This window comes from Rhodoferax ferrireducens (assembly GCF_049302455.1).
Lineage (GTDB): Bacteria > Pseudomonadota > Gammaproteobacteria > Burkholderiales > Burkholderiaceae_C > Rhodoferax > Rhodoferax ferrireducens_B.
The window spans coordinates 1-13,236 of sequence record NZ_JBAQMD010000057.1; the positions used below are offsets into that span (position 1 = coordinate 1).

Annotated in this window: 12 protein-coding genes; 10 read left to right on the forward strand and 2 right to left on the reverse strand. The window is 61.8% G+C overall.

What is annotated here, in order from left to right; translation table 11 throughout:
• Positions 1-1,885, forward strand: a 1,885-nt coding sequence (locus WA157_RS10045; RefSeq protein WP_422620814.1) for an HDOD domain-containing protein, incomplete at its 5' end; no start/stop codon positions are given.
• Positions 1,886-1,905: 20 nt separating this feature from the next.
• Here WA157_RS10045 and WA157_RS10050 read toward each other — a convergent pair.
• Both WA157_RS10050 and WA157_RS10055 read right to left on the reverse strand, forming a co-directional pair.
• Entirely contained in the window at positions 1,906-2,985 is a 1,080-nt protein-coding gene (locus WA157_RS10050; protein WP_422620815.1) for a PQQ-dependent sugar dehydrogenase, read from the reverse strand.
• A gap of 14 nt (positions 2,986-2,999) precedes the next feature.
• Positions 3,000-4,517, reverse strand: coding sequence for a MarR family transcriptional regulator (locus WA157_RS10055; protein ID WP_422620816.1), 1,518 nt, complete (start codon positions 4,515-4,517; stop codon positions 3,000-3,002).
• A gap of 144 nt (positions 4,518-4,661) precedes the next feature.
• Here WA157_RS10055 and recG point away from each other — a divergent pair, with 144 nt between their 5' ends.
• From recG to ubiA, 9 genes are all read left to right on the forward strand, one after another.
• Positions 4,662-6,890 carry an ATP-dependent DNA helicase RecG gene (recG, locus tag WA157_RS10060; protein ID WP_422620817.1) on the forward strand — a complete coding sequence of 743 codons (2,229 nt, stop codon included), beginning with the start codon at positions 4,662-4,664 and terminating at the stop codon, positions 6,888-6,890.
• A 139-nt stretch (positions 6,891-7,029) separates the two neighbouring features.
• Entirely contained in the window at positions 7,030-7,557 is a 528-nt protein-coding gene (locus WA157_RS10065) for a glycine zipper 2TM domain-containing protein (protein ID WP_422620818.1), read from the forward strand.
• A gap of 89 nt (positions 7,558-7,646) precedes the next feature.
• On the forward strand, positions 7,647-7,883 hold the full coding sequence (locus WA157_RS10070) for a PepSY domain-containing protein (RefSeq protein WP_422620819.1): 237 nt from the start codon (positions 7,647-7,649) through the stop codon (positions 7,881-7,883).
• Between the two features lie 23 nt (positions 7,884-7,906).
• Complete coding sequence (locus WA157_RS10075) at positions 7,907-8,578, forward strand: response regulator transcription factor (protein ID WP_422620820.1); 672 nt, start codon at positions 7,907-7,909, stop codon at positions 8,576-8,578.
• Positions 8,578-9,945, forward strand: coding sequence for an ATP-binding protein (locus WA157_RS10080; protein ID WP_422620821.1), 1,368 nt, complete (start codon positions 8,578-8,580; stop codon positions 9,943-9,945). The genes WA157_RS10075 and WA157_RS10080 overlap by 1 nt, the downstream gene beginning before the upstream one ends.
• Positions 9,946-10,000: 55 nt before the next feature.
• Entirely contained in the window at positions 10,001-10,837 is an 837-nt protein-coding gene (locus tag WA157_RS10085) for a metallophosphoesterase (RefSeq protein WP_422620822.1), read from the forward strand.
• A 55-nt stretch (positions 10,838-10,892) separates the two neighbouring features.
• A complete protein-coding gene (locus tag WA157_RS10090; protein WP_422620823.1) occupies positions 10,893-11,195 on the forward strand; it encodes a putative signal transducing protein in 303 nt (100 codons plus the stop codon).
• A gap of 55 nt (positions 11,196-11,250) precedes the next feature.
• Positions 11,251-12,204 (forward strand): LysR substrate-binding domain-containing protein, encoded by a 954-nt coding sequence (locus WA157_RS10095; RefSeq protein ID WP_318666066.1) that lies wholly within the window; start codon positions 11,251-11,253, stop codon positions 12,202-12,204.
• 102 nt (positions 12,205-12,306) lie between these two features.
• Complete coding sequence (ubiA, locus tag WA157_RS10100; RefSeq protein ID WP_422620824.1) at positions 12,307-13,197, forward strand: 4-hydroxybenzoate octaprenyltransferase; 891 nt, start codon at positions 12,307-12,309, stop codon at positions 13,195-13,197.
• The last annotated feature ends 39 nt before the right edge of the window (positions 13,198-13,236 follow it).

Genomic DNA, 13,236 nt, shown 5'->3' on the forward strand with positions numbered 1-13,236 from the left:
AGTTTTTTCCTTTCGTTTGCTTGGCGGCTCACGATTGGAAGTTTCTGCGATGGACATCCATACCAATGCAAATGTCAAACTTCTACTGTCACCCCGGCACAGCCGGGGGATTACCTATTGGATTTACCGGGTGCTGCACGAGCAGTTCACGCTGTCGCCCGACTTGAGCGGCGATGTTGACGATCAGCTGCGTGCGGTGGTCATGCGGGCTCTGGCGCGTGATCCTATGCAACGTTATTCCAGCGCGCAGGTGTTTCGTGACGAGTTGGCCAACTGGTCGGGCGTGGCGGCCGCCAAAGCCGGACAAAACGCCGGGGCGGGCGCTGCCAGCAACAACAGCACGCTAGCGTTTTTGTTGCGGCGCATGCGCCACAAGAGCGATTTTCCGGCGCTGTCGGATGCGGTGCTGCGCATCCAGAACATGGCAAGTTCAGAAAAAGAGAGCATCAACAGTGTCACCAATGAAATCCTGAAGGACGTGGCCCTGACCAACAAACTGCTGCGTCTGGTCAACAGCGCGCATTACGCCCGCGGCAGCAGCATCGGCACGGTGTCACGGGCGGTCAGCCTGGTGGGTTTTAACGGCATTCGCAACATGGCGCTTAGCCTGGTGCTGTTGGAACACATGCAGGACAAAGCCCATGCCCATGTGCTGAGAGAAGAATTTTTGCGTTCCCTGATGGCCGGCTCGATCGCCAGTGAGCTTTGCCCGGGGATGCGGGGCACGGAGGAAGCCTTTCTTGGCGCCATGTTTCATAACTTGGGGCGCTTGCTGGCAGCGTTCTATTTTCCGGAAGAAGCGCGCACCATACGCGGCCTTACCGAAACCAGCCACCAGCCGGTAAGCGAGACGACCGCGTCCGTCAGCGTGCTGGGCTTGAGTTTTGAGGCGCTGGGTGTCGGGGTCGCCAAAGCCTGGGGTTTGCCCGAGGACCTGCAGCGCTGCATGCACAAGCCCAGCGGCGAGCCACCCACGCGCACGCTGGTGGACGGGGTGGAACGTCAGCGCTGGCTGGCCCTGGCCGCCAATGACATGGCCGACGTGATGCTGCACGCCGATCCTCAGGCGGTCGACGGGCAACTGGCGCAGCTCGGCAAGCGCTATGCCAGAGCCCTGGGTGTGAGCAACAGCGAGGTGCAGGTGGCAACAATCGTGGCACGCAAAAAATTGATCGAGATGGCCAGCGTCATGGACATCAAGGTGCTGCCCGGCTCGGCTGCCGCCAAACTGCTGAAGGCGCCCGCAGAGCCTGACGGCCCGTACCCGAATTCAGGCGACCAAGCGTCTGATTCGCTGTATCCGATGGCCTTGCAAGCCACCCAGGCGGTCCTTGCGCAAGCGAACGAAGTTGAGGCGCGCGATACCCAACAGGTGGCGCAGATTCTGGCGGCGGGCATTCAAGACATCACCAACACGCTGGTGGAGGACTTCCAACTGAGTGATGTCTTGCGCATGATCCTGGAAACCATGTTCCGGGCCATGGGCTTTCAGCGCATCATCTTTTGCATGCGTGATCCAAAAACCGAGACACTGTCCGGTCGCTTTGGTTTGGGACAGGGTGTCGAGCACCTGGTTAAACAATTTAACGTGTCGCTCAAAACCACGCCGCCCGATTTGTTTGCGCTGGTGTGCAGCAAGGGTATTGACACCATGATCCGGGACGCAAGCGAAGCGACCATCACCTCTCGTCTGCCGGCCTGGTATCGTGAACTGTTCAACGCGCCGACCTTCTTGCTGTTGCCGGTGAACATCAAGGGCCGACCCTTTGGCCTGATTTACGCCGACAAGGCAGACAAGGGCGGGCTGGTGCTCGATGAAAAAGAGCTGGCCTTGCTCAGAACACTGCGCAATCAGGCCATCATGGCGTTTCGCCAGTCGACCTGAAATTCGAGCATTTTTGACCGCTAACGCTCTGCCCTCACACGCCAGACCACATTGCCCACATCATCGGCCACCAGCAGTGCGCCCTGCCTGTCAAGCGCCACACCCACGGGGCGGCCGAAGGCAGTGCCTTGCTCACTGAGGAAGCCCGTTAGCACGTCAATCGGTGCACCGACGGGCTGGCCGCTTTGAAAGGGTACAAATATCACCTTGTAGCCGCTGTGGGGCCGACGGTTCCATGAGCCGTGCTGGCCAATGAACATGCCATTGGAAAAGGCTGGCGGCAGCGTGGTACCGACCGAGGACGCCAGGCCGAGCGAGGCGGTGTGAGGCCCCAAGGCGTAGTCAGGTGCAATCGCCGTGGCGACCAGATCGGGCCGCTGTGGTGTCACCCGCTCATCGAGGTGTTGGCCGAAGTAGCTGTAAGGCCAACCGTAGAAGGCACCGTCGCGCACCGAGGTCATGTAGTCGGGAACCAGGTCGCTGCCAAGCTCGTCGCGCTCGTTCACCACCGTCCATAACGCGCCGCTGTGAGGCTCCCATGCCAGTCCATTCGGGTTGCGCAGGCCGGATGCAAAAATCCGGTGCGTACCACTCTTGATGTCCACCTCCCAGATGGCGGCGCGCCCCGTCTCTACCGCCATGCCTCGTTCAGCCACGTTGCTGTTCGAGCCCACGGTGACATAGAGCTTGCTGCCGTCCGGGCTGGCGATGAGGTTCTTGGTCCAGTGGTGGTTGATCGGACCCGCAGGCAAGTCGATCAGCTTGTCGCCAGGCACGCTGATGCGTGTGTCGCCGGTTGTGTATGCAAAGCGCAGCACAGCGTCGGAGGTGGCCACGTAAAGCACGTTGCCCACCAGCGCCATGCCAAAAGGCGAGTTCAGCCCCTCCAGCAGCGCCGAGCGCTGGTCCGCTAGCCCGTCGCCATCGGTATCGCGCAGCAAGGTGATGCGGTTGGCGCTGAGCACAGCAGCCCCGGCCCGCTTCATCACCAAGCCGGTCAGCCAGCCCTTGATGCCCTTGGCGTCTTCGGGCTTGGGCGGCGCATTGGTCTCAGCCACCAGCACATCCCCGTTAGTCACTAACAAGCTATGTCTTTGCATTTTGTGAGAAGAATTCAATGCAAACCGGCCATGGCTGGAATGATGTTGAAGCGGGTGAGAGAGCAAGCGGCGGCGATGGCGGCGCGACCCAAACAGGTGAGGTAATAGCGATAGGTATGAGCCACTTTTTTGATCAGGCCAAGCGTTCTCAGACGAGCCAACTGGCGCGACAGTGCCGAGGCCGACAGCGGCACGAGTGCCACCAAGTCGGCGCGGCGCCAGCCGTGGATGTTGAACTCGCCATGCTGCAAGGTCTGCAAGAGCCTTTGCTCGGCAGGGTTGAAGAAGTTCAGTCCCTTGACGCGGTGCTGCGTGTTGGCCTGCACCCGGGACTGGCTCAGCCTTGCCAAGTCCCGCTGACCCGAGCTCGGGTCATCCAGGCTGCCCAGAAAGGCCAGGTAGCGCTGGTTGCAGCCGAGCAAGATATCGCGCAAGTCAATCAGGCTGTAGATCGATTTTTTCAGGCCAGCGAGCTCGCGCGTGCTGTGCCCGTCGCGGTGTTCCACCCTGCGGTGGTGCTTGAAGAAAGAGACGTCATTGACGGTGGTTTCAATGCGCAGCACACGGCTGAATTTGTCGTAGACCTTCACGCTGGCCGAACCCATGCAGTGCTTGATGCAGCGCCCCTCGATGCGGGTGGACAGGCGAGAGCCAATTTCTTGCGCCAGCGCGGGCGTGATCTTCTTGCCCAGAAACCCCGCTACCCGTGGCGCATCGGCCGCCAGCACCGACTGGCGGCTCAAACTATCGTACAAAGGCGTCAGAATCTCCGAGCTTTTGAACATCAGGTCGGTGGAATATTCGATTTGCCGAATGCTCCAGTGGTAGCTTTGCCCAAATACATCGAGTACCGGGCACAGCCATTGGGCATAGACGTCCAGGCGTTGGTGCAGCATGTCCGGGCTCAAGGCGTCGGCCAGCGCTTGGGCGCGAGGCAGATTGTCAATGCGCAAAAAGGCGTTGTCGGCCGGCACAAAGTCAATGCCTTCGCGCTTGAGCGATTGGGCCAGCACGCTGTGGCCATTGCAGTAAAACTGCAGGCCAAAGGGCGCCCAGGTGGGAACACGCAGGTAGCACAGGCCCAGCGCCTCGTCGATGAAGTAAAAGTAGTAGTGCAGGCACTTGCCTGTGTCACCTCGCAAGTAAGTCTTGCCGCTGACTTTGTCGTGCCAGGGCCGGTAGCTCGGGCAGGCCTCCATGGCCGATATTACGTGCACCAAGCCAGGGGCATCGCCCCGTGTGGCCAGCACGCGCTGCACCAGTTCTTCCTTGCGGATGCGGCTCTTGCTGACATGCGCCACCTCAAGCCCGGCAGCCGCGCAGACCTCTTGAGTTCGAACCCGGATGCGCTCGCGCAAAGGTTCCGCGAACTGCGCGTAGTCAAAAATACGAACACCTTTGCTGTACAAAAAACTGCTCATCCCCGCCGCGTAGCACGCCCCAGGCAGGGTGCCGGTGATCACGATGCGGTCGTAGCACGACAGCACACCGTGCATGTTGACCGCGTAACGATTGAGCAGTTGTGTTTCCATGATCGTGCCCCGTTAGCTATGAAGTGGCATGGTATTACTTGTTTGGTTCCGGCTCGTCCGGCTTAGGTGTGTAGTGTGGACCGCCTGGCCATCAAAAATGGCAGGGGCAAGGCTTGACAGGTCTTTCTTGTGCAAAATCGACGGATGTCTCTGCCCACTGTCCCGCAATTACCTAGGCCACTGACCGGCCCGCAAAAAGCCCTGCGCAAGCTCGGCTTGGAGCGCGCTATTGATCTGGCGTTGCACCTGCCGCTGCGCTACGAGGATGAGACTCGCATCGTGCGTTTGAGCGAGGTGCGTGAGGGCGAGGTGGCGCAGGTCGAAGGTGTGGTGACCCATTGCGAGGTCAAGCTTTCCGGACACCGCCAATTGCTGGTGACGCTCGATGACGGCACTGGCACCTGCTTGCTGCGTTTCTTCACCTTTTATCCCTCAATCCAAAAGGCGTTGGCGGTGGGCAACCGCATCCGGGTGCGTGGCGAGGTCAAGGGTGGCTTTGGCGGCCTGACGATGATGCATCCGGCGTTTAAATCGGCTGGAGGCGAGTTGGCAGTGGCGCTAACGCCGATCTACCCCACGGTAGCCGGTTTGCCACAGGCGTACCTGCGTCGGGCGGTGCAGGGCGGGGTGGCGCGGGCGGAGCTGTCCGACACCGTGCCCTTGGAGAATTTATGTGAAATCGGCCTGCAGCCGGCGTGGAATATGCGTAATGCGCTATTATTTTTGCATAATCCGACGCCTGAAGTGGCGCTCGCCACGCTGCAAGACCACAGCCACCCGGCCTGGCAACGGCTCAAAGCCGAGGAGCTGCTGGCGCAGCAGTTGTCGCAATTGCAGGCCAAGCGCGAACGGGCGCGGCTGCGCGCGCCGGTGCTGCACTCGGAGGCGCTGGATGACGTTGTGGACGACGCTCATGCGGCGAGCCGCCGAGATGCCAGGCTGAAGCCTGGCCTACCTGGGTCGCTGCGCAATCGCCTGCTGGCAACCTTGCCGTTTCAACTCACGGCCGCCCAGCACCGCGTCAGTGCAGAAATCGCGCACGACCTGGCGCGGCCGGTGCCGATGCATCGGCTATTACAAGGCGATGTCGGTTCTGGCAAGACGGTGGTGGCCGCGCTGGCGGCGGCAATTTGCATCGACGCTGGTTGGCAATGCGCGCTGATGGCACCGACCGAAATTCTGGCCACCCAGCACTTTGCCAAGCTGGTGAGTTGGCTGGAACCGTTGGGCATCAGAGTCGCCTGGCTCACCGGCAGCCAGAAAGCCAAAGAACGGCGCGAGATGCTGGCGCTGATTGCCAGCGGCGAAGCGGGTCTGGTGATTGGCACCCATGCTGTTATTCAGGACAAAGTGCAGTTCAAAAACCTGGCACTGGCCATCATCGACGAGCAGCACCGATTTGGTGTGGCACAGCGGCTGGCCTTGCGCAGCAAGTTGTCGACGCAAACCGATCACCCTCAGCTGGTCGAAGGGCTGGCTGCGGCCTCAAGCCTTCGTCAAGCGCAGGACCGGTCGAGCTCCGCCCGAACGACCGGTTTGGAACCCCATCTGCTGATGATGACCGCCACCCCGATTCCGCGTACGCTGGCGATGAGCTACTACGCCGATCTTGATGTCTCCACCATTGACGAGCTGCCGCCCGGACGCACCCCCATCATCACCAAGGTGGTGAACGACGCGCGGCGTGAGGAGGTGATTGCGCGCATCCGCGCCCAGCTCGATGCCGGACGGCAGGTCTACTGGGTCTGTCCGCTGATTGAAGAGAGTGAAGCGCTGGACCTGAGCAACGCCACCGAGACCCACGCCCAGTTGAGCGCCGCCTTGCCCGGCGCCATGGTTGGCCTGCTGCACTCGCGCATGCCGGTGGCGGAGAAAAAAGCAGTGATGAGTCTTTTTACCAGCGGCCAGATGGGGCTGCTGGTCAGCACCACGGTGATCGAGGTCGGTGTCGATGTGCCCAATGCCAGTCTGATGGTGATCGAGCATGCTGAGCGCTTTGGCCTTTCGCAACTGCACCAGTTGCGTGGCCGGGTCGGGCGCGGGGCGGCGGCATCGGCCTGCGTGCTGTTGTACTCCACCGGTGACGCACTGCGTCTGAGCGAGGCGGCGCGGGCCCGTCTCAAAGCCATGGCCGAGACCCACGATGGCTTCGAGATTGCACGGCGCGACCTGGAGATTCGCGGCCCCGGCGAGTTTCTGGGGGCACGCCAATCCGGTGCTGCCATGCTGCGTTTTGCCGATCTGGCAACCGACACCGCGCTGCTGCAGTGGGCGCGCCAACTGGCGCCCGTCATGCTCGATCAACATCCGGCGCTGGCAGAGAAACACCTGCTGCGCTGGCTTGGAGGCAAGGCGGAGTTTTTGAAGGCGTAACCGCCCCGGTGGCGGCCGGTGTGCCCCGGCTGGCGGGATGCAAGTGACACTGGCAGATCCCAGCTTTCTTGAACCTGTTCAGCTTGTGTTCATACACGCGCAAGCAAACTACGCTCCATACCAACCCCAGGAGCTTTCCATGAAACGTCTTGTCATTGCCAGTTTGTTTGCTACCACCTTGCTCGGCGCCCAGGCGCAGAGCTTCACCGACAACGCGCGTGTTCGAAGCGCAGAGCCGCAATACGAAAGTATCAATGTGCCGCGCAATGAGTGCAGCAGTCAATGGATCAACGAACCCCGCCGCGGCGTTTACCAATCACAAGATCGTCAATATGGCGGCGCCATTGTTGGTGGCCTGGCCGGTGGTGTGATTGGGCACCAGATCGGCGGTGGCAGTGGCAAAGACGCGGCCACGGCTCTTGGCGTGGTGCTGGGCGCCATCACCGGCGACCGGCTTGAAAATCGGGACCAAGGCCCACAGTATTCGCAGTATGAAGATGGGCAACGCGAAGTGAAGCGCTGCCGCACCGTGTATGACCCGCAAACACGCATCACCGGTTACCGCGTGACCTATGAATACCGCGGCCAGCAATACACCACGGTGATGCGCAGCAACCCGGGCAACAGCCTGCCGGTGCATGTGACGGTGCAGCCGATTGAGCAATAAGGAAGCGCCGCGGGAATCATCAGCCGTGGCCAGCCGTCTTCGGCGGTAGTACCATGGCCGGGGTCTGTCACCTGTAACTTCTTTTCACCATGAAATCGTTTTCTACCCTGCTCTGCGTTTTGCTGATGGCCTTGGGCCCTGCGGCCTGGGCCGACGTCAGCCGCGATCAGGCAGCGGCGGTGGCGCAGCAAGCCAGTGGCGCTCGCGTTCTGGCGGTGGAAATGACCGAGCGCGGCGGGCGACCGGTCTGGCGCGTGAAAGTGCTCAGCGCTCGGGGTGAAGTCAAGGTGATCCTGATCGACGCCGCCAGCGGGCGCGTGCTGTAGGCCATATTGAACGATAAGTTTTCATGCGCCTGCTGTTGATCGAGGACGATGCGGTATTGCGACTGGGTCTGAAGCGCCAGCTGGAAGCCGATGGCTACCGCGTGGACCAGGCGGCCGACGGTGCTGATGGCTTGTTTCAGGCGCGCGAGTATCCGCTGGATCTGGCGATTGTCGATCTGGGCTTGCCCAAGGTAAACGGCCTGACGGTGGTGCAAACGCTGCGCGCCGAAGGCCGCACCCTGCCCATTTTGATCCTGACTGCACGCGGCAGTTGGCAAGACAAGGTGCAGGGGCTCGAAGCCGGCGCCGATGACTATCTGGTCAAACCCTTTGAATACCCGGAGCTCGCTGCACGCGTCAAAGCACTGCTGCGCCGCTCGCTCAAAGCGGCGTCAGACGTGCTCACGCTGGGCGCGTTGTGTATCGACTTTTCGGGTCAGAGCGCTCGCCTGCACGATGTGCCACTGCAATTGACGACCTTTGAATACCGGGTGCTGGAATATCTGGTGCGCGAGCGCGCCCGGGTGGTGCCCAAGCAAGAGCTGTCGGACTACCTGTATCCGCACGATGAAGACCGTGACAGCAATGTGCTGGAGGTTCTGATCGGGCGGCTTCGGCGCAAATTGGATCCGGACGGCACGCTGCTCCCGATCGAGACCCTGCGCGGGCGCGGCTACCGCTTTGCGCTGCAGTGATGGCGCCGCTCTCCAGACTCTCCATTCGCGCGCGCCTGGTGTGGGGTGCCGCCCTGGTGTTGCTGGCCTTTCTGGCCGGGGCTGCTTGGGCGGTGCAACAAGCGCATGCCGACAGCGTGCGCGCCGCCCGCTTTGCCCGTCTGCAAGCCACTATTTATCTGCTGATGGCGGGCGCCGAACTCAATGCCCAGGGCGCATTGCTGATGCCCGCCGCGCTGGCCGAGCCGCGTCTGTCGGTGCCCGCATCGGGCTTGTACGCCAACATTGCCAATGCGGATCGGGGGGAAGAGTGGCAATCGGCGTCGACCCTGGGACTCAATCCGCCGTTTCAGCGCCGGTTGGCCACGGGTGAGTGGCGCTTTGAGACGCTGGTGGCACCGCCGGCGCAGCGTGGCGACAAGTCAGAAACCGCCGCGGCGTTTCTGGCCGCTACTTACGCAGTCAAGTGGTCGGATAAAGCGCATACGGCGACACTGGTTTTTTCGGTGCTGGAAGACAAAACGGTGCTGGATCGCGAGTTGGCAGCCTTCGAGGGCACGCTGTGGCGTTGGCTCGGGGGCACCGGGTTGTTGTTGTTACTCACCCAGACCCTGCTGCTGCGCTGGGGGCTGGCGCCGCTGGCGCGCATGACGCGGGAAATCCAGCATATTGAGCGTGGCGAACAGACCAGGGTGCAGGGGCGCTACCCGCGTGAGCTGGCCGGCCTGACCCACAACCTCAACACCTTGATCGATCAGGAACGGGCGCGGCAAACACGCTACAAGCATGCGCTCGATGACCTGGCGCACAGCCTGAAGACGCCGCTGGCGGTGTTGCGGGCCGCCTTGCCGGAGCCCAGCCAGTTGCCCACGCTGGTGGCAGAGCAGGTGAGCCGCATGGACGACATTGTTGGGCACCAGTTGGGGCGAGCCGGCGCCAGCGGGGCCGCGCGCTTTGCACCACGGCTGGCGCTGGCGCCGATTCTGCAGCGGGTTTGCGACTCGCTGGCCAAGGTTTACGTCGACAAGCAGCTGGTTTTTGAACTCGACTGCCCACCCGAGCTGAGTTGGCGCATTGACGAAGGCGACGCCTTCGAGATGCTGGGCAATGTGCTGGACAACGCGGCCAAGTGGGCCCGTCACACGGTGTCGGTACGGCTCTGGCTGCAGGCCGGGCGCCTGAGCGTTCGCGTGACCGATGATGGCCCCGGTTTTGGTGACCGACAAGCGGTGCTGCAGCGGCGCGTGCGGCTTGACGAACAAGTGCCGGGACACGGCATTGGTCTCGCGGTGGTCAGCGATCTGGTGGCCAGCCATCAAGGCGAATTGACGCTGTCGCGGGCGCAGGCGGGGGGCGCCCAGCTGGACATCGTGTTGCCCGCCGCCTGAGGCGCGCCCGCTGGCCCGTGTTGACGCAAGGGGCCTCGCCCTTAGACTCCCCATCATGCGACTACAGTTAATTTCTGATCTTCATCTGGAGCGCTGCCCCGACTTTGTGGTCACACCGGCGCCAGACGTTGACGTGTTGGTACTGGCGGGCGATATCGGCTCCTACCAGGCCGGCTCCCATTTGACCGGGACCGATTTCGGCTTGAGGCGCTTCTCGCCGCTGCAGCCGGGCTCGCCCTGGCCCAAAGTTCTCTATGTTCCTGGCAATCACGAATATGACGGATTGGACTATGAACAGACTTATGCCAGGCTGCGTGACACCTGCGACCAGCTTGGCATCATCTGGTTGGAGCGTGAAGTGCTGACCCTGGGCCCGGTGCGCTTCATCGGCTCGACGCTGTGGAGCGATTTTGACGCGTTCGCAGGCGCTGAAACTGATCTGACCCGGCAGATGCAACTGCGCCAAAAGGCGTACCGCGCGGCAGATTACTACCTGCGCAAGAACACCACCCTGCACCAGGGCATGCCGATGTTGGCCGACGCCATTCGGGAGTTGTCGCTTGCATCCCAGGACTGGCTGCGCCAGGCCCTGCGCCAGCCGTTTGACGGCAGCACCGTCGTGGTGACGCACTTTGCACCGAGTCTGCGCAGTGCCGACGCCCGCTATGGCTTGACGCCTGGCACGGCCGGTTTCTGCAATGGGCTCGATGACCTGCTGCCCTGTGCGCAGCTCTGGCTGCACGGCCACCTGCATTGCGCCAACGACTATGTTGTCGAGGGTCAGGCAGAGGGGCGGGCGTTTGCCTGTCGCGTGGTGGCCAACCCCCTGGGCTACGCCAGCAAGAATGAACAAGCGGCCTTTCGGCCTGACCTGGTGATCGAGCTGCCTTGAGGCTTTGCGCCGCTTTCAGGAAGGCGCGTCGTGAATCCCTTATGCTCAAGGCTCCATGCTGCGTCTGACCCAAGCCCCCAACCTTGCTATTGCCACGCTGTGGGCTGATGCGCTTCAGGTGGAAGGCATTGCCGCCAGCGTGCAGCGCCAATATCTGAGCAGCGTGGCCGGTGAGCTGCCGCCCGACCAGTGCTTGCCCGAGGTCTGGATTCAGGACGCGGCGCAAGAGCCGCGGGCGCGCGAGCTGCTGTACCACCTGCAGCACGTGCCACAGCACCGCTGGCAGTGCAACTGCGGCGAACTGGTCGAGGGCGGCTTCGAGCAGTGCTGGGCGTGTGGCGCCTGGATGCCGCGCTGAGTCGTGCGTTGACCCCTGTGCTGTGTTTGAGGCTCACTGGTAGGACAATAGCGCCATGACCCTGACCGAACTCAAATACATTGTGGCCGTGGCGCGTGAGCGCCACTTTGGCAAGGCGGCGGAGGCCTGCTATGTGTCGCAGCCAACGCTCTCGGTGGCTGTCAAGAAGCTCGAAGAAGAGCTCGATGTCAAGCTCTTTGAGCGCAGCGCCAATGAAGTCACGGTAACGCATCTGGGTGAAGAAATTGTGCGCCAGGCGCAAAGCGTGCTGGAGCAGGCTAGCGCCATCAAGGAGATTGCCAAGCGTGGCAAAGACCCGTTGGCCGGACCGCTGACGCTGGGCATCATTTACACCATTGGCCCGTATCTATTGCCTGATCTGGTGCGCCAGATGATCAGCCACACACCGCAAATGCCGCTGATGCTGCAAGAAAACTTCACCGTCAAACTGCTGGAGATGCTGCGCACGGGTGAAATTGACTGCGCCATTCTGGCCGAGCCGTTCCCGGATGCCGGGCTGGCGATTGCGCCGCTGTATGACGAGCCCTTTCTGGCGGTGGTGCCGGCCAATCATCCCTTGGCCGCGCAGACTCAGGTCACGACCGAACAACTCAAACAAGAGACGATGCTGTTGCTGGGCAGTGGACACTGTTTTCGCGACCATGTGCTGGAGGTTTGCCCGGAGTTTGCGCGTTTTTCTACCAATGCCGAGGGTATCCGCCGGAGTTTTGAAGGCTCCTCCCTGGAGACCATCAAGCACATGGTCGCGGCCGGCATGGGCGTTACGCTGGTGCCGCGTCTGAGCGTGCCCAAAGAGGCGCTGGCACTCAAACCCCGGCGCAAACGCGATGAAGATCCGTATGTGAAATACCTGCCGTTTGAGGGCGACCCGCCCAAGCGCCGGGTGGTGCTGGCGTGGCGGCGCAGCTTCACGCGTTATGAGGCGATCGCCGCCCTGCGCAATGCCATCTACGCCTGCGAACTGCCGGGCGTACAGCGTCTATCCTGATCATTTGTTTATGATAAATTGGCATTTAGCCACCGTATTCATTAGGTGTATAGCTATTAAATATATAGCATACCCGTGTTTCTTCTAGCCTGAAAAATTCCTGTGAAACCCGCTTCATCCCGCCTGCGCTCGCCGCTGCAATCTCGACTCGCCCTCTACCTGGATCTCATTCGCTGGAACCGCCCGGCCGGCTGGCTGCTGCTGCTGTGGCCCACCTTGAGCGCCTTGTGGGTTGCGTCGGGTGGCTTCCCGGGCTGGCATCTCTTGAGTGTGTTCACGCTCGGCACGATCCTGATGCGCAGCGCCGGTTGTTGCATCAACGACGTGGCCGACCGTGACTTTGACCGCCACGTCAAGCGCACCGCGGCGCGGCCCGTGACCACCGGCGCCGTGTCGGTGAAAGAGGCGCTGGGGCTGGGCGCGGTGCTGGCGTTGCTGGCCTTTGCGCTGGTGCTCACCACCAACGCCATCACCATTGGCATATCCGGTGCCGCGCTGGCCATCACGCTGGCTTACCCCTATGCCAAACGTTATGTCTCCATGCCGCAAGCGGTGCTGGGCGTGGCTTTTGGCATGGGGATTCCGATGGCTTTTGCCGCCGTGCTGGGCGAGGTGCCGCGCCTGGCCTGGCTGCTCATGCTGGGTAACCTGTTTTGGGTGCTGGCCTATGACACCGAGTACGCCATGGTGGACCGCGACGATGATATTCGGCTGGGCCTGAAAACCTCAGCCATTACCTTGGGGCGCCTGGATGTGCCGGTGATCCTGCTCTGCTACCTTGCATTTATAGTCATTTGGGATGTGGCCCTGATGCCGTATGTGCAAGGCGCTCTTTTTACCATAGCATTTGCGCTCGCCTTCGGCCAAGTGGCGTGGCATTACACCCTGATTCGCAGCCGTTCGCGTGAGGGTTGTTTCAAGGCCTTTCGCCTGAACCACTGGCTCGGCTTTACCTTGTTTGTGGGTATTGCGGGCAGCTACGCTGTTCAATAGCCAGCCAAAGCAGAAGCAGCCCGTCAACCGGTCACATTT